At 44.3% G+C, this 19,525-nt stretch carries 7 protein-coding genes; 4 read left to right on the top strand and 3 right to left on the bottom strand.

What is annotated here, in order from left to right; translation table 11 throughout:
• The first annotated feature begins 155 nt into the window (after nucleotides 1-155).
• The 4 genes from SLS51_RS09190 to SLS51_RS09175 all read left to right on the top strand — a co-directional run bounded on the left by SLS51_RS09190 (nucleotide 156) and on the right by SLS51_RS09175 (nucleotide 15,144).
• Complete coding sequence (locus tag SLS51_RS09190) at nucleotides 156-7,214, top strand: Tc toxin subunit A-related protein (protein WP_323837588.1); 7,059 nt, start codon at nucleotides 156-158, stop codon at nucleotides 7,212-7,214.
• Between the two features lie 56 nt (nucleotides 7,215-7,270).
• Nucleotides 7,271-11,698, top strand: coding sequence for a SpvB/TcaC N-terminal domain-containing protein (locus SLS51_RS09185; protein ID WP_323837586.1), 4,428 nt, complete (start codon nucleotides 7,271-7,273; stop codon nucleotides 11,696-11,698).
• A 52-nt stretch (nucleotides 11,699-11,750) separates the two neighbouring features.
• Complete coding sequence (locus SLS51_RS09180) at nucleotides 11,751-12,071, top strand: phage holin family protein (protein WP_323837584.1); 321 nt, start codon at nucleotides 11,751-11,753, stop codon at nucleotides 12,069-12,071.
• Between the two features lie 160 nt (nucleotides 12,072-12,231).
• The gene (locus tag SLS51_RS09175) at nucleotides 12,232-15,144 is read left to right on the top strand and encodes an RHS repeat protein (protein WP_323837582.1); all 2,913 of its coding nucleotides are present in this window, start codon (nucleotides 12,232-12,234) and stop codon (nucleotides 15,142-15,144) included.
• 116 nt (nucleotides 15,145-15,260) lie between these two features.
• Here SLS51_RS09175 and SLS51_RS09170 read toward each other — a convergent pair whose 3' ends face one another.
• From SLS51_RS09170 to SLS51_RS09160, 3 genes are all read right to left on the bottom strand, one after another.
• On the bottom strand, nucleotides 15,261-16,172 hold the full coding sequence (locus SLS51_RS09170; protein ID WP_323837677.1) for a helix-turn-helix domain-containing protein: 912 nt from the start codon (nucleotides 16,170-16,172) through the stop codon (nucleotides 15,261-15,263).
• Between the two features lie 514 nt (nucleotides 16,173-16,686).
• Nucleotides 16,687-17,490 (bottom strand): DUF4123 domain-containing protein, encoded by an 804-nt coding sequence (locus SLS51_RS09165; RefSeq protein WP_323837580.1) that lies wholly within the window; start codon nucleotides 17,488-17,490, stop codon nucleotides 16,687-16,689.
• Nucleotides 17,487-19,466 carry a type VI secretion system Vgr family protein gene (locus SLS51_RS09160; protein WP_323837578.1) on the bottom strand — a complete coding sequence of 660 codons (1,980 nt, stop codon included), beginning with the start codon at nucleotides 19,464-19,466 and terminating at the stop codon, nucleotides 17,487-17,489. The genes SLS51_RS09165 and SLS51_RS09160 overlap by 4 nt, the downstream gene beginning before the upstream one ends.
• Nucleotides 19,467-19,525 lie beyond the last annotated feature (59 nt).

The following is a 19,525-nucleotide window of genomic DNA, read 5'->3' as shown; positions in this document are numbered from 1 at the left end:
TTTTATTTGACCATTATTTTCAACCTAATTTCAGACCGCTATCAAACGTTACCTGTGTTGCCTTTATTTTGATGGAGATAAATAACCTTATTTATCTCCACGATATGCAAGCCAGCATAAATGTTTTATTGACTCAATATTTAAAAGGAATAAGCATGAACACACTCAAGCCCGAATATCAACAAGCGTTAGGAGCAGATTTTAATCTAACCGATATTTGCCACCTCTCTTTTGACGAACTTCGCAAAAAAGTGAAGGACAAACTCTCATGGTCACAGACCCAGAGCTTATATCTTGAAGCACAGCAGATGCAAAAGGATAACCTGCTGCATGAAGCCCGTATTCTGAAACGCGCAAACCCTCAATTACAAAGTGCGGTCCATCTTGCCCTGACAACTCCTCATGCCGACCAGCAAGGTTACAATAGCCGATTTGGCAACCGCGCCAGTCAGTATGCAGCCCCTGGCGCAATTTCCTCCATGTTTTCTCCTGCGGCTTATCTGACTGAACTTTATCGTCAGGCACGAAATTTACATGCAGAAGGTTCCATTTATCATCTGGATACGCGTCGCCCAGATCTAAAATCATTGGTACTCAGCCAGAAAAATATGGATACGGAGATTTCCACACTTTCTCTGTCTAATAACATGTTACTGAACAGTATTAAGACTCAGACTAATTTGGACAGCCACGCTAACGTGATGGAAACGTTATCAACTTTCCGCACTTCTGGCTCAATGCCATATCACGATGCCTATGAAAGTGTACGTAAGGGTATTCAATTACAGGCTCCAGTATTTGAGCAATTAAGTCTATTCCCAGAAACAACACTCTCTCAATTGAAGTATCAAGCTTCCCTGTTGGATATTAATGCTTCCGTTTCACCAGAGTTATTGACTATTCTGACAAAAGAGATTACCGAGTCTACTACTGAAACTCTTTATAATAATAATTTTGGTGATATTAAACCTTCTCTGACAAAAAAACTGGAATATCTGAAAAGTTATTACAATCTGAGTGATGAAGAGTTTAGCGACTTCCTTAAAATAAGAACTATACTTCTCCCAGAAGAAGAAATGAAAATTACTGAGCCTGCATCGCATACTACTAATACACAACAAACTATCGAAAAGACTGATTATCGTGCTCTGTTGAAAATTAATAAATTTATTTATCTATTCAAAGCGATAAACTTATCACCAACGGTATTAAGTGGGATCCTCCGCAGTATCAGTCCAGAATTCAATATCAATAAAGAAGTGTTAAAAAAAATCTTTCGTATTAAATACTATATGCAACGTTATGGTATTGATGCTGAAACTGCATTAATACTGTGCAAGGCACCCATTTCACAACATAGCAATGACGACCATCCAAGCCAATTTGATCGTTTATTTAATTCCCCAAAAATAAATGGTCAGGATTTTTCCATCAATGGCACGCCAGAGATTAATTTAAACCCAAGCAATACCAATGACAGAAACAAAACTGTACTTAAACTTGCTTTTAACGTCGATGATATCTCATTAAATCGACTACTAAAGGTTACCTATGGAGACAACACTAAAGAAACAATGGTTAATAATAGAGATAATCTCTCTCATCTCTATTGCACAAAATTACTGGCGGATATCCATCAATTAACTATTGATGAATTAGGGGTACTACTAGTTGCCATAGATGAAGGAAAAACCGATTTATCTCAGATTACTCATGACAATTTAGCGGTTCTAATTAGCAAACTCTATTCCGTTACCAATTGGCTGCGTACACGGAAATGGAGTGTATATCAGTTATTTGTGATGACCACCACCGACTATAACCAAACCCTGACACCAGAAATCCAGAACTTACTGGATACTACATATAACGGTCTGCAAGATTTTGACAAGAAAATACTAAAAGCCAAAGAGGAGCTAAAAAAAGCGGAAGAAAGCCAGCCAAAATCGGAAGAAAATTTAAATAAAGCCAAAAAAAATCTGCAAGAAGCCGAGGAAAATCTGAAACAAACACTGTCTCATTACATCGCCGCCGCTCTGCAATTGCCATCTGAGAATGTTGCTCTCTCCGTGCTGGCCTGGGCAGATAAACTAAACTCTGGCAAAACAGACAAAATGACGGCAAGCACACTCTGGGACTGGTTGCGGAAAAATCCCTTTGGAACCCAATCATCGAAACCAACAGGAACAACTGCATCAGATAACTCAATTCAACAAGCTGTCCATTATTGCCAGTGTCTAGCACAACTAGCACTAATTTACCGTTCTACTGGCCTTAGCGAAAGCACCTTACGTCTTTTTGTGACAAAGCCACAACACTTTGTTATTAAAACCGAAACAACCGAAACAATTGAGGCAACTGAAACAACCGAGACAATACCAGCACATGATGTATCAACACTAATGTCACTAACGCGTTTTGCTGACTGGGTTAACTCACTCGGTGAAAACGCCTCTTCTATATTGACCGAGATTGAAAAAGGAACATTAACAGCAGAACTATTGGCTAACGCCATAAATCTTGATAAAAATCTACTGGAGCAAGCCAAGACTCAAGCAAAAGCTGATTTCTCCAGTTGGACATCTATCGACACCATCCGGCAATGGGTTAACATCGCACGTCAATTGAATATCTCTCCACAAGGCGTTTTTGAACTGACGCAAGTATTAGACATAGAATCTTCCGCTGACTATACCCAATGGGAAAACGTCGCCGCGATATTAACCGCCGGGCTGAACACCCAAAAAGCCAATACCCTACATGCATTTCTAGATGAGTCTCGCAGTGCTGCGTTAAGTACATACTATATTTATTCTCATAACCAAAAAGATCGAGAAGAAAGAAAACATACGGTAATTAAAGACCGTGATGATCTATATCAATACCTACTAATCGATAACCAAGTTTCCTCAGCTATCAAAACCACGGAGATTGCGGAAGCTATCGCCAGTATCCAACTGTATATTAACCGCACATTGAAAAATATGGAGGGAGATACCGACACAAGTGTCACTAGCCGTTCATTCTTCACCAACTGGGATAAATACAACAAACGCTACAGCACCTGGGCCGGCATTGCTAAACTCCTTTACTACCCGGAAAATTACATCGATCCAACCTTGCGGATCGGCCAGACAAAAATGATGGATGCGCTACTGCAATCCATCAGCCAGAGTCAATTGAATACCGATACCGTAGAAGATGCCTTTAAATCTTATCTAACGTCATTCGAACAGGTGGCTAATTTAGAAGTCATCAGCGCCTATCATGACAACATTAATAATGACCAAGGATTAACCTATTTTATCGGACGCAGTAAAACAGAAGTGAATCAATATTATTGGCGCAGTGTGGATCACAATAAATTCAACGAAGGTAAATTCCCCGCTAATGCCTGGAGCGAGTGGCACAAAATTGACTGCCCAATTAACCCCTACGAAGATATTATCCGCCCGGTAGTCTACCAATCCCGCCTGTATATTACTTGGCTGGAACAGAAGAAAATGACTAAACAAGAAGGTGACAAAACTACCTCCGGTTTTAGTTATGAACTGAAACTCGCTCATATTCGTTATGACGGCACCTGGAATACACCAGTCACTTTTGATGTGAATAATAAAATATCTACTCTAAATCCAGAACCGAAGAATAAAGCGTTAGGGCTCTATTGTGCAAGTTATCAAGGCAAAGATAAATTACTGGTGATGTTTTACCAAAAAGAGCCTGAACAGGCGAGTTATAAAAATGCCACCATGCAAGGGTTATATATCTCCTCTAATATGTCACAAGAAGAGATGGTGCCTGATAATTATAAAACTAATATCTATAAACAGCTTGATACCCGCACTGAAACCAATAGTGTTATAAGCGTCAATAACCGCTATGCAGAAAGCTACGAAATCCCTTCATCAGTAAACAGTAATAATGGTTATGATTGGGGAGAAGGCTACCTGAGTATGGTATACGGCGGGAGTATTCTGATTACCCGCCCCCAATTAAATGGTTCAAAAATCCAAATCTCACCGAAGTTAAGAATTATTCATAATGGATATGAAGGTCGACAACGTAATCAATGCAATTTGATGAAGAAATACGGTAAGCCTGGTGATAAATTTATTATTTATACCACGCTAGGTATTAACCCGAATAATTTATCAAATGCAAAATTTATCTACCCTATTTATCAATATGAAGGAAATGCCAGTAAGCTTAGTCAAGGAAGACTTCTGTTTTATCGGGATAGTACGACTAACTTTGCAAGAGCCTGGCTCCCTAACCTTCCCTCTGGCTCTCAAGAAATGTCCATAACCACCGGCGGTAACATTAGTGGTAATTATGGTTATATTGATAATAAACATAGTAACAACAATCCATTCAAAGAATATTTCTATATGGATGACCACGGCGGTATTGACACTGATGTTTCGGGGCCAATGTTTATTAATACAAATATTCAGCCTTCAAACGTTAAAATCACAGTGAAAACAGTGAAGGAGGATGGAACATTAAATAGTGAACCATATATAGCGAACGACAAAGTTTCAGTTAAACCACCACTCAACTTCGAAGAAATGTGTTACCAGTTTAATGGTCTCAAAGAAATAGATGTCTCCAAGCTAGTATTTAAAAATAATGAAGCAAGTATTGATATCACCTTTACAGCATTTGCTGATGCATTTGAAAGTGGTCAGAAGGAACGTAACCTAGGCGAAGAACATTTTAGTATTCGTATTATCAAAAAATCGGAGACTAATAATGTCCTATCCCTTCACAGCAATTCAAGCGGGGCACAATATATGCAATGGGGAGACTATCGTACTCGCCTTAATACGCTGTTTGCCCGCAAATTAATTAGCCGCGCCAACGCGGGAATCGACACTATTTTGAGCCTGGAAACTCAGAATATTCAGGAACCTAAATTAGCAGAAGATTCCCCTGATGCTATGGAACCAATGGACTTCAACGGCGCGAACAGTCTTTATTTCTGGGAACTGTTCTACTATACCCCGATGTTGATTGCTCAGCGTTTGCTGCACGAACAAAACTTCGATGAAGCTAACCGTTGGCTGAAATATGTCTGGAACCCATCTGGTCATATTACCAATGGTCAAAAGCAGTATCCCCACACTTGGAATGTTCGCCCATTACAAGAGGACACGAGTTGGAACGATGATCCGTTGGGTTCATTTGATCCCGATGCCATAGCGCAATATGATCCAATGCACTACAAAGTCGCTTCCTTTATGCGCACCCTTGATCTGTTGATCGAACAGGGAGATTACGCCTATCGCCAATTGGAGCGGGACACACTCACCGAAGCCAAAATATGGTATATGCAAGCATTGCATCTCTTGGGTGATAGACCTCATTTATCACTCAGTTCAACATGGCGTGATCCAGAACTAGAAGAGGCCGCAGATCTTGAGAAACAAAAGACACATGCCAAAGCAGTAGCAGATTTACGACAAGGCCAGTCTACAGGTGGAAGCAACACAGATCTTTTCCTGCCACAGGTTAACGAAGTGATGTTGAGCTATTGGCAGAAACTGGAACAACGGCTGTATAACCTGCGCCATAACCTCTCTATCGACGGTCAACCTTTGCATCTGCCTATTTTCGCAACACCAGCCGATCCAAAAGCGCTGCTCAGCGCCGCTGTCGCCAGTTCACAAGGTGGAAATAATCTTCCGTCAGCGTTTATATCAGTTTGGCGTTTCCCACATATGCTGGAAAACGCCCGCAGTATGGTCAGTCAGCTCACCCAATTCGGTTCCACGTTACAAAATATTATCGAACGTCAAGATGCAGAGGCATTAAACACGCTATTGCAGAATCAGGCGGCAGAACTGATATTGACCAATCTCAGCATACAGGACAAAACCATTGAAGAGCTGGATGCTGAAAAAACTGTACTAGAAAAAACCCGCGCCGGAGCTCAATCGCGTTTTGATAGCTACAGCAAATTCTACGATGAAGACATCAACGCAGGTGAAAAACAGGCGATGGCGTTGCGAGCCTCCGTCGCAGGCATCTCTACTGCACTTCAAGCATCACATCTGGCAGGCGCAGCGCTTGATTTGGCTCCCAACATCTTTGGCTTCGCTGATGGTGGTAGCCATTGGGGAGCAATTGCCCAAGCCACAAGTAATGTCATGGAGTTTTCCGCCAGTGTTATCAGCACCGAAGCGGATAAAATTAGCCAGTCTGAAGCCTACCGTCGGCGTCGTCAGGAGTGGGAAATTCAGCGTAATAACGCCGAGACAGAGCTGAAACAAATCGACGCTCAACTTGGTTCGCTGGTAGTGCGCCGTGAAGCCGCAGTATTGCAGAAAACCAGCCTGAAAACCCAACAGGAACAGACTCATGCACAACTGACCTTCCTGCAACATAAGTTCAGCAATCAAGCTTTGTACAACTGGCTACGTGGTCGGCTGTCCGCGATTTACTTCCAGTTCTATGATTTAACGGTAGCTCGCTGTTTGATGGCTGAAATGGCCTATCGCTGGGAGACTAACGATGCCACAGCACGCTTTATCAAGCCCGGTGCCTGGCAGGGAACCCATGCCGGTTTGCTGGCAGGAGAAACCTTAATGTTGAATCTGGCACAAATGGAAGACGCGCATCTGAAACAGGATCAACGCGTACTGGAAGTAGAACGTACCGTTTCACTGGCAAATATCTATAAAGAGAAAGGTCAATTTTCCCTGACTGAGAAAATTGCAGAACTGATGAAGAATAAATTAGTCACTGCCGGTAACGGAAATAACACCCTGAAGTTTGGTACCGGAAATGCCCAAACGTCTCTGCAAGCATCTATTTCATTAGCTGACTTACAAATTCGTCACGATTACCCAGAAGGTAGTGGAGTCGGTAATGTTCGCCGGATTAAACAGATCAGTGTCACCCTGCCAGCACTGTTAGGTCCCTATCAGGATGTGCAGGCGATTCTGTCTTACAGCGGAGAGGTCACTGGATTGGCTGAAAGTTGCAAATCGTTGGCGGTTTCTCATGGGATGAATGACAGCGGCCAGTTCCAACTGGATTTCAACGATGGAAAATTCCTGCCATTTGAAGGAATCGACATTGATAAAGGTACGCTGACATTGAGCTTCCCAAATGCAATTGGTGAAGGAAGCAAAGAAGGCAAACAAAAAACCATACTGGAGAGTCTAAGCGACATCATTCTGCATATTCGCTACACCATTCGCCAATAACGATTTCAATTAAGCGCTAAAACAGGCCCCTAAATGGGGCCTGCAAGGAGTCTTTCATGCAAAATTCACAAGATTTTAGTATTACAGAACTATCACTGCCCAAAGGGGGAGGCGCTATCACGGGAATGGGGGAAGCATTAACCCCCGCTGGACCGGATGGTATGGCCGCGCTATCTCTACCATTGCCTATTTCTGCCGGGCGCGGTTATGCCCCGTCACTCGCCTTAAACTACAACAGCGGTGCCGGTAACAGTCCATTTGGTCTGGGTTGGGATTGCAACGTTATGACTATCCGCCGCCGTACCCATTTTGGCGTTCCCCATTATAACGAAACCGATACTTTCCTTGGGCCGGAAGGCGAAGTACTGGTAGTCGCGGATCAACCGCGTGATGAATCGACATTACAGGGTATCAACCTAGGCGCTACCTTCACCGTTACCGGATACCGTTCCCGTCTGGAAAGTCATTTCAGTCGATTGGAATATTGGCAACCCAAGACAACCGGCAAAACAGATTTTTGGCTGATATATAGCCCAGATGGGCAGGTACATTTACTGGGTAAATCACCGCAAGCGCGGATCAGCAACCCATCCCAAACGACGCAAACAGCACAATGGTTGCTGGAAGCCTCTGTATCACCACATGGTGAGCAAATTTATTATCAGTACCGGGCCGAAGATGATACAGATTGCAAAACTGATGAAATTACTCGCCATCCACAAGCCACAGCGCAACGTTATTTACATATCGTCTATTACGGCAACCGGACAGCCAGTGAAACATTACCCGGTCTGGATGGTCGCGCCCCATCACAAGCAGACTGGTTGTTCTATCTGGTATTTGATTACGGCGAACGTAATAACAACCTGAAAAAGCCACCCGCATTTTCGGCTACGGGTAGCTGGCTTTGTCGCCAGGACCGTTTTTCCCGTTATGAATATGGCTTTGCATTACGTACTCGCCGTTTATGCCGTCAGATACTGATGTATCACCACTTGCAAGCACTGGATAATAAGATAAAAGAACACAACGGACCAACGCTGGTTTCACGCTTGATACTCAATTATGACGAAAGCGAAATCGCTAGCACGCTGGCATTCGTTCGTCGAGTGGGGCACGAGCAAGACGGCACTGCCGTCACCCTGCCGCCATTAGAATTGGCGTATCAGGATTTTTCACCGCAACATCACGCTTACTGGCAACCGATGGATGTGCTGGCAAACTTCAATGCCATTCAGCGCTGGCAGCTAGTCGATCTAAAAGGCGAAGGATTACCCGGCCTGCTATATCAGGATCAAGGCGCCTGGTGGTACCGTTCCGCACAGCGTCTGGGTGAAATTGACTCAGATACCGTCACTTGGGAAAAAATACAGCCTTTGTCTGTTATCCCTTCCTTGCAAAGTAACGCCTCGCTGATCGATATCAACGGAGACGGTCAACTTGACTGGGTTATCACCGGACCGGGATTACGGGGATATCATAGTCAGCGCCCGGATGGCAGTTGGACACGTTTTACCCCACTCAACGCTCTGCCGGTGGAATATACTCATCCACGCGCGCAACTCGCGGATTTAATGGGAGCCGGGCTCTCTGATTTAGTGCTGATCGGCCCTAAAAGTGTACGTTTATATGCCAATACTCGTGACGGCTTCGCCAAAGGAAAAGATGTGGTGCAATCCGGTGATGTCACACTGCCAGTACCGGGTGCCGATCCGCGTAAGTTGGTGGCGTTTAGTGATGTATTGGGTTCCGGTCAGGCACATCTGGTTGAAGTGAGCGCAACTAAAGTCACCTGCTGGCCTAATCTGGGGCATGGACGTTTTGGTCAACCCATTACCCTGCCGGGATTCAGCCAGCCAGAAGTTATATTTAACCCAGCTCAAGTTTATCTGGCCGATCTGGATGGCAGTGGCCCAACGGATCTGATTTATGTTCACACCAACCGTCTGGATATCTTCCTGAATAAAAGCGGCAACGGTTTTGCCACGTCAGTGACATTGCGCCTGCCAGAAGGAGTACGTTTTGATCATACCTGTCAGTTACAAGTGGCCGATGTACAAGGGTTAGGCGTCGCCAGCCTGATACTGAGCGTGCCACATATGGCTCCCCATCATTGGCGTTGTGATCTAACCAGCGCAAAACCGTGGTTACTCAGTGAAATGAATAACAATATGGGGGCCCATCACACCTTGCGTTACCGCAGTTCCACCCAGTTTTGGCTGGATGAAAAAGCGGCGGCACTGGCTGCCGGGCAAACACCGGTTTGTTATCTCCCCTTTCCGGTGCACACCCTATGGCAAACGGAAACAGAGGATGAAATCAGCGGCAACAAATTAGTCACAACACTGCGTTATGCTCGTGGCGCTTGGGATGGGCGTGAACGGGAATTTCGCGGATTTGGTTATGTTGAGCAGACAGACAGCCATCAACTGGCTCAAGGCAACGCGTCAGAACGCACCCCACCTGCACTGACCAAAAACTGGTATGCCACCGGGCTGCCGGTAATAGATAACACATTATCGACAGAGTATTGGCGTGGTGATCATCAGGCTTTTGCCGGTTTTTCACCACGCTTTACGACTTGGCAAGATGGCAAAGATATTCTGTTAACACCGGAAGATGATAACAGTCGGTACTGGTTCAACCGGGCGTTGAAAGGCCAATTGCTACGCAGTGAACTGTACGGATTGGACGACAGTACAAATAAACACGTTCCCTATACTGTCACTGAATTCCGTCCACAGGTACGTCGATTACAGCAGGCAGATAACCAATACCCGGTGCTTTGGTCATCTGTAGTTGAAAGCCGCAGCTATCATTACGAGCGTATCGCCAGCGACCCACAATGCAGCCAAGATATTACGCTATCCAGTGATCTATTTGGCCAACCGCTAAAACAGGTTTCGGTACAGTATCCACGCCGACAGCAACCAGCAATCAATCCGTATCCTGATACGCTGCCTGATGAATTGTTAGCCAACAGCTATGATGAACAGCAACGCCAATTACGGCTCACCTATCAACAATCCCGTTGGCATCATCTGACCGACAATACCGTTCGGGTGTTGGGATTACCGGATAGTACCCGCAGTGATATCTTCACTTATGAAGCTAAAAATGTACCTGCTGGTGGTTTAAATCTGGAACTACTGAGTATTAAAGATAGCCTGATTGCGGATAATGTGGATCATAAACTGCGTGAATACCTCGGCCAGAAAAAAACCGTTTATACCAATGGGCAAAATTCAGCGCCATTGCAAACACCAACGCGACAAGCGCTGGTTGCCTTTACCGAGACAACGGTATTTAGTCAATCCACACTATCAGCATTTGATGGGAGTATCCCGTCTGCTAAATTAACAACGACGCTGGAGCAAGCCGGATATCAACAAACAAATTATCAATTCCCTAGCACTGGAGAAGATAAAGTCTGGGTGACTCATCATGGCTATACCGATTACGGTACAGCCGCACAGTTCTGGCGCCCGCAAAAACAGAGCAACACCCAGCTCACGGGCAAAATTACACTCACTTGGGATGCAACCTATTGCGTTGTCACACAAACCCGAGATGCTGCTGGACTGACAACCTCAGCCAAATATGACTGGCGTTTTCTGACCCCTGTGCAACTCACGGATATCAATGACAATCAGCACCTTATCACGCTGGATGCACTAGGCCGGCCAATCACACTGCGCTTTTGGGGAACTGAAAACGGCAAGATGACCGGTTACTCTTCACCGGAAAAAGCACCGTTTTCTCCACCGTCCGATGTGAACTCCGCTATTGAGTTAAAAAAACCGCTCCCTGTAGCACAGTGTCAGGTTTACGCACCAGAAAGCTGGATGCCAGTATTAAGTCAGAAAGCCCTCAATAGGCTGGCAGAGCAAGATCGGCAAAAGTTATATAGCGCCCGAATCATCACCGAAGATGGACGCCTCTGCACACTGGCTTATCGCCGCTGGGCACAAAGTCAAAAGGCAACCCCTCAACTTATTAGCCTGTTAAATAACGGACCCCATTTACCGCCTCACAGCCTCACATTGACCACGGATCGTTATGATCGTGATCCTGAGCAACAGATCCGTCAACAGGTAGTATTCAGTGATGGCTTTGGTCGCTTACTGCAAGCCGCTGCCCGACATGAGACAGGCATGGCCTGGCAACGCAATGAAGACGGCTCTCTGATTATCAATGCCCAGCATACTGAGAATCGTTGGGCAGTGACTGGACGGACGGAATATGACAATAAGGGACAGCCGATACGCACCTATCAGCCCTATTTCCTCAATGACTGGCGATACGTCAGCAATGACAGTGCCCGGCAGGAAAAAGAAGCTTATGCAGATACCCATATCTATGATCCCGTTGGTCGAGAAATCAAGGTTATCACCGCAAAAGGTTGGTTCCGCCAAACCTTGTTCACTCCTTGGTTTACTGTCAATGAGGATGAAAATGACACAACTGCTGAGGTGAATATGTAACTTGATCAATCCCGCCTGTCTGACAGGCGGGAAACAGAGATGGAGGTGAAAGGTGTTGCTCATCATACCGTCAGATACTCAACTTATCATCTGGTTGATCATTGGTTTTATTGCGGCCTGGGGCGGATTAGTAAGGTACCTAATTGATATGCAAAACAAACAATATAAATGGAGTTGGATCAACGTATTCTGTCAACTCATCATCTCCTGTTTTACCGGTGTACTGGGAGGATTACTGAGTTTTGAAAGTGGTGGCAGCATCTATATGACTTTTGCGATTGCAGGTCTATTCGGCACAACAGGAAGTACCGGATTGAACTGGCTGTGGCGCCGCCTCATTACGTATCATCATGATCATGGAAAGAAGCAATAAGGCATGCCCACTGCCACAACAAACCATCTGTCTCCCGTTAAACTGGGAAATTATCGACTACACTATCGTAAGAAAACTAACATGCAGACAAAAATTACGATTGCAGAAAGGATTACACACAATAACCCAATAACCCAATAACCCAACAACGAGGTAACTCATGAAAAACATTGATCCTAAACTTTATCAAAAGACCCCCGTCGTCAACGTCCAAGACAACCGGGGCCTGACGATCCGTAACATCGATTTTCACCGCACCACTGCAAACGGTGATACCGATACCCGTATTACCCGCCATCAATACAATACTCACGGACACCTAAGTCAAAGCATCGACCCACGCTTGTATGAAGCCAAGCAACTCAATAACACGATCAAACCCAATTTTCTTTGGCAGTATGATCTGACCGGCAATACCCTACGTACAGAGAGCATTGATGCAGGTCGCACTGTCACCTTGAATGATATTGAAGGCCGTCCGCTGCTGATGGTGACGGCAACAGGTGTCATACAAACCCGGCAATATGAAACTTCTTCCCTGCCAGGCCGTCTGTTATCTGTTACCGAACAAACACCAGAGGAAGAAACATCCCGTATCACCGAACGCCTGATTTGGGCTGGCAATACCGAAGCAGAGAAAGACCATAACCTTGTCGGTCAGTGTGTGCGCCACTATGACACGGCGGGAGTGACTCGGTTGGAGAGTTTATCACTGACCGGTACTGTTTTATCTCAATCCAGCCAACTATTGCTCGACACTCAAGCAGCTAACTGGACAGGTGATAACGAAACCGTCTGGCAAAACATGCTGGCTGATGACATCTACACCATCCTGAGCACCTTCGATACCACCGGCGCTTTACTGACTCAGACCGATGCGAAAGGCAACATTCAGAGGCTAGCCTATGATGTGGCCGGGCAGCTAAACGGGAGCGGGTTAACATTAAAAGGCCAGACGGAACAAGTAATTATCAAATCCCTGACCTATTCCGCTGCCGGACAAAAATTACGCGAGGAACACGGCAATAGTGTTATTACTGAATATAGTTATGAACCGGAAACCCAACGGCTTATCGGTATCAAAACCCGCCGTTCGTTAGACGCCAACCCGTTGGACACCAAAGTGTTGCAAGACCTACGTTATGAATATGATCCGGTGGGCAATGTCATCAGTATCCGTAACGATGCGGAAGCCACCCGCTTTTGGCACAATCAGAAAGTGGTGCCGGAAAACGCCTACACTTACGATTCCCTGTATCAGCTTATCAGTGCCACCGGGCGCGAGATGGCGAATATAGGTCAACAAAGTCACCAATTTCCCTCCCCGGCTCTACCTTCTGATAACAACACCTACACCAACTATACCCGTACTTATACTTATGACCGAGGCGGCAATCTGACTAAAATCCAGCACAGTTCACCGGCGACGCAAAACAACTACACCACAAACATCACGGTTTCTAACCAGAGCAATCGCGCAGTACTCAGCGCACTGACCGAAGATCCGACACAAGTAGATGCTTTGTTTGATGCAGGCGGACATCAGAACACTTTGATTCCGGGACAAAACCTGAACTGGAATACTCGCGGTGAGCTACAACACGTGACATTGGTGAAACGGGACAAGGGCACCAATGATGATCGGGAATGGTATCGTTATAGTGGTGACGGGAGAAGGATATTAAAAGTCAACGAACAACGGACCAGCAACAACGCTCAAATACAGCGAATAACTTATTTGCCGAGCCTGGAACTCCGTCTAACACAAAACAGCACGACCACAACCGAAGATTTGCAAGTTATCACCGTAGGAGAAGCGGGCCGGGCACAGGTACGCGTATTACATTGGGAGAGTGGTAAACCGGAAGATATCGACAATAATCAGCTACGTTATAGCTACGATAATCTCATCGGTTCCAGTCAGCTTGAATTAGATAGCAAAGGAGAAATTATTAGTGAAGAAGAGTACTATCCCTATGGTGGAACCGCATTATGGGCAGCAAGGAACAAAACAGAAGCCAGTTATAAAACCATCCGTTATTCAGGCAAAGAGCGGGATGCCACCGGGCTATATTATTACGGTTACCGATATTACCAACCGTGGATAGGACGATGGTTAAGCGCCGATCCCGCGGGAACAATCGATGGGCTGAATTTATATCGAATGGTGAGGAATAATCCAGTTAAATATCATGATACTGATGGTAGAGCGCCTGAAATTAAAGATGTCGAACACACTGTGATATATGGTTTCAGTCATCACCGCGGATCAGAAATGGGGAAGGCATTCGCGGCTAATAAGAATCCTGTTACCATCGACGAATATAATGCCGGGCTTGGTATCATGGGTGAATTAAGTCTGTCTGATTATTTTAGAATTTCTCAAAATCTTAAAGAAGACAGTCCACCTAAATTGAATGAGGAAAATATAAGAACTAACTCACGTAAATACCTGGATGCAATGGGTATAGAGGAAAGTTCAGCTACTGATAAAATCAAACAGGAAGCCTATGAACAACAATATGCTTACACTGCGTCATGGAGTTTTCATATGGTAGAAAATAAAGGAAAATTAGATATTCAGAGTAAAGTAAAAAATCTTCTCCCCTCAAAAGGTCTTTTCAGTGGGTTATCCGGCCAAAAACGATTCCAGAAATTAGATGCATTTATTTTAAAAAATAGTGATGGTAGCGATTTCCCTATTCAAAGGCAGAGAGATATATTAACGAAATTTGCTTCCGCAGGAAATGCAGGAGAACTTGAAAGCACCTTATCAGCAGCAGACCAATCATGGCTAAAAAATACTATTGCAGCGGCATTCTTTAGACAAACAAGTAAATTAGGTATGGATTGGTTTATAAAACAACTAGCATCACCTGATTTCAGATTTGTTATGGCTGGATATAACGGGGAAAAATTAACTATCGAGCAGCTAAATTCGGATAAACCCTGGAAAACAGGAAAAAGAAGGAAAGAAGGCCCGAATGAATATGCCGAAGCAATAACTTTCTCTGAAATTCGCCACGCCTATAGAAAAGGGTACGACAGTAAAATAAACTTTATCCAGAAATAATTAGGGACAAGCCATGAGAAAATATTTATCTCATGGCTTGATGACTTTTAATATTCAATATTACATAATTAAAACAATATTTAACCAATTAAAATAACAATACCTTATCTCTCATCCTAAAATATCAGATCAGAAATTAATGAATTTAATGGTTCTTTATATTTATTTCTGAGAGCATAAGCACAATATCTTACCGATGGTGCTGGACGTGATTCAAAATTCAGAAATGTTATACCTTTATCAATATGGGCAGAATAGCGCATTTCATTGGGTGTCATTAAACTTATCGCGACACCCGCTTTTACCAGATCCAATCTATTCGTAAAATCAGGGACCGTCAATAACGCTAAATTCTGGTATTCAGATGGATAATTCAATGGCATAAAATTATCGCATTGTTTTAAAAAAGCACTATTATGCTGAACCAAAGGAAAACGATATATTATTTTATCAGCATGACTCTCTGGCTCTAAAATATCGTTGGATACAGCAAGAGACAACATTTGATAAGCACCATCTATCCTGATGATATCATCATTATCTGGATAACATTCAGTCGTCACATAAACCGTTATATCCTCTTTCATTAAGGAAGAAAATACTGCATCTTGTCTTATTAAATCATCAATGAGGAAATTATTGATTATACAAATATCGCGGTAATGATAACGTTGCACCGCTCTTTTTACGACCATAGATATCTTATTAACATATTCTCCACTTGTGCCAATAATTAGTTTGTCTCTGTTTGACAATTTATAATTTCTACGACAATTCCAGTTATCCTCAACTTTTTGGATCCTTTCATAACACGGTAACAACTCCTGATATAATGCCTTACCCTCTTCTGTGAGCCTGGTTTTTCCCGGTAGTCGCTCGAATAATTGGCACCCCACGTGCTGTTCCAGTTGATATACGATCCTACTAAGTGGAGAGGGGGTAATGCAAAGCGTATCCGCTGCTAACGTGAATGACTCTTTCTTCGCTGACTCCATAAAATACTTTAGTTGCTTTGAACAAAATATCATCACATACCCTCTTGTTTTCATTCTAGAAATAGAATATTAACCATAGAACATGACAACGATGTTTCTACTTTGCATTCTTTTACATTAGGAGATGTATTAATTAATATTGGATTTCACCACCTAAATTATGAAAATTTATTTAACACTTGCATAATGATTATAAAATAAATATAACTTACCACTATATTAGCATAATTATTTTAAGTAAAATTAATATTCTGTTATTGAACATAAATATCTCATTATCATTCATATTTTACATTTCAATTAGTTGCAAAATTATCGGCAATATTCCCATTAAATGAATTTCAATATAACATTAAATAAATTACACCAACCACAACCTGACTTTACCATTATCTCATTAATTAGAGATTTCAATTTAATATTTCACAAGAAGAAGTTAACCGCACTTCTTCTTGTTTAAAATCGCCACAATGACCGACTTATATACCCTATGGATTTCAAGATGCATCGCGACGGCAAGGGAGAGAATCCCCGGGAGCATAGCAAACTATGTGACCGGGGTGAACGAGTGCAGCCAACAAAGAGGCAACTTGAAGGATAACGGGTATAAATAATCTGCACTGGTCAGGTGACTAATACTACCTCCACTTTCTAAACGCAATTTCAGCCAGTCAATAATTCGTTCCTGTAACTTCCCTTCTGGCTTATTCAGTTTCTCCGCCAATTCACCGTGGTTTTCCCATAAATCGCTAATAAGTACGAATACCTGCCCTTGTAAGGCGTAATCAGAATGGAACCACGCCTGAAGTAAATGAGGCCCCAAAACAAAGGGTTGTTCACTCCCACCGTGACCACAGTTCTCAGGGCGGCAATAGATCTGTGGCTCAGGTATATCTATCATTAATTCACACACCGGCGTCAGGAACCCTGACCAATCGCTGGCGATCATTACCGGCAATAACAGACTGAGGATACGCGGGTCCATACTGCGTAAGAGCACCGGTTTCTCCTGTAATATCACCTGCTGGCGTGAACGCCAATGATTAAGCTGTTGGGTCCACAAATTCTCACTGCGATAAGCCCATCCCCAACTGTTATCGCTCAGAGTTTGACTATCAAGCAGATGACCAATTACTGACAGACAATCTGACTTAGGCTGAACTAGCCAAGGGCTCTGTGCCAGCATGTGATCCATCGGTGTATTGCTGTATAGCGGAAAAGCCTGCGCTACCCAGTCATTGCTATAAAAGAGCGCCACGGGGTTAGGTTTCGCGAGTGAATTGAGCATAAAGAAAATAGATGGTTTATTAGGCGTAGTCAGCCATTGTTGCCAGTTTATGAAAGTACTCATGCATCCTCCTGGTTATCGATAATCAAGTTAGCTTCCAATTGAGCCTGCACAGCACAAAGCGGTCTGGCAGGATATTTAACCCCCGGCATAGGCGCAACGCCCTCTGGTAGTTGTAAAGATAAACCACGCCCGGTACCGGCTGAGCCTTGCCCGACCAATAAATTAGGGGAAGTCAAAATACCGCCGGGAGTTAACCGGATAAAATGGCCGCCGACTTTTAAGGTAATTTCTGACGCCGCTTCCAACACCATTTTACCGCCGCTTTTCAGGTGCGTTTCCTGACCGCTTTCAGCCACCAACGCCTCCCCGGCCTGTAAATGCTGACTGCCGGTGATACGGTGTGACACATTGCCATCGGTACTGTATTTACCGGAACCGGTGATTTTCCGGTGGTCATCAGCATAGATTTCGCTATAGCGGTTATTATCGATTCGCTGTTTATGGTCGTGTTTAATATGCCAGTAAGCGTCGTGCTGAATATGGGCGGTCAGATCTTTTTGCCCGTGCAGGTAAATCTCCTGCCGGTCTTTCTCATCTTCAAAGCGTAATTCATTAAAACCTTCTCCTTTGTGAGTCCGGGTTTTAAAGGTGGTGCGGGTCTTTTCAACGGGTAAATTTAACGGTGGCCGGTTTGAACCGTTGTAGGTGCAACCGGTGACAATCGGACGATCAATATCGCCGTTCAGATAAGACACAATCACCTCCTGACCGATACGGGGGATAGCCATAAAACCGTAACCGCTGCCATTCCAACCTTGTGCAAACCGTACCCAACAGGCGGCATTTTCATTGGCTTTATCATACCGATCCCAGTGAAAATGGATGCGGATACACCCCTCTTCATTGACATAAATCTCTTCCCCTTCCGGGCCGACCACAGTTGCCACTTCATCACCATCCGCCAGTGGTTTGTAGCGATATAGCGCTCGCCAGTCGTTATAGCCCGACATAAAACTGAATTCGTTATGCAGATAAGATCCTGACTCTCCACTCTCTTCTTGCAGTGCCTGCGGACACTTGCCGTGATGATGGATAGTGACGATTTGCCAGCGGGTGTTCATGGCATCAACCGGGTGTTCGCTGAGCTCAAAGATTTTACCCGGCATCAGTTTAAAACAGTTACTTTGCCCGCTACCGGCCTGACGTTGATTTTCGACGGCCTGATGACGGCGCTGGACAAACGGTTTCGCCTCCGCGTCTTTCTGAAAGCGGCCATAGCTTTCAAAGAGTTCAAACAGGGTTTTCTGCCCTTCCACACGGGGATCGATATTGGCCCGGTGTGTCAGGCGGTAATCGGGATTTTGGGGATTGTAGTCCTTATAAATGACCCGCGCCGGGGTCATGGAGACGCCCAGACGCACCTGATTCATCACATTCATTTCAGTGGCCGTCTCTATCTGCGGGTGGTAGACCAGCGGTAAGTTGGCCGTCATCCCTAAATGGCTGTCACTGAAAAACAGCTTGTCGTCTTCAAACCAGAAATTCAGCCCCTCTTCGGTAACTAACCGGGCAAAAAAGGCATAATCGGACTCCCGTTTTTGCGTCACATACTCCCGTGTGTAATGAAACTCATCCAATTGGCAATCGAACAGGATGCAATGTTTTTTCAGCAAACTGGTGAGAATTTCCGGCACGCTTTGCCGATGATAAATCCGGCTGTCCTGATTCAAATTCATCCGCCAGAGAGCAAGCTGGACGGTGAGGTAATAAATGGTGCGATGCGCATGCGTATCCCCCCGTATAGCCTGTGAGATAATGCCGCTAACCTGACGTTGCTCAACGTCGTTGAAAACCACCCGGAATTTCACAGACTGTAATAACAGTGATTCCAGATCAATATCGGCCCGTTTACTGACCAGCGTTAAAGATAGGGTAAATAATTCGGATAATTCCTCCTGTAGAGAAAATTCAGCTACCGCAAAAGTTTTCTCCGGCAAATCGGTAATATGACAAAGAAAGTGTAATCCATCGTTCATAGGGACTCCTTATTTTTGGTGTTGGTGTTTAAGTAAATTAGTAATATGGCCTTGGTGAC

It is taken from the genome of Photorhabdus africana, from assembly GCF_035181445.1.
In the GTDB taxonomy this organism is placed as follows: Bacteria; Pseudomonadota; Gammaproteobacteria; order Enterobacterales; family Enterobacteriaceae; genus Photorhabdus; species Photorhabdus laumondii.
This window is presented reverse-complemented; position numbering and strand designations above follow the sequence as displayed.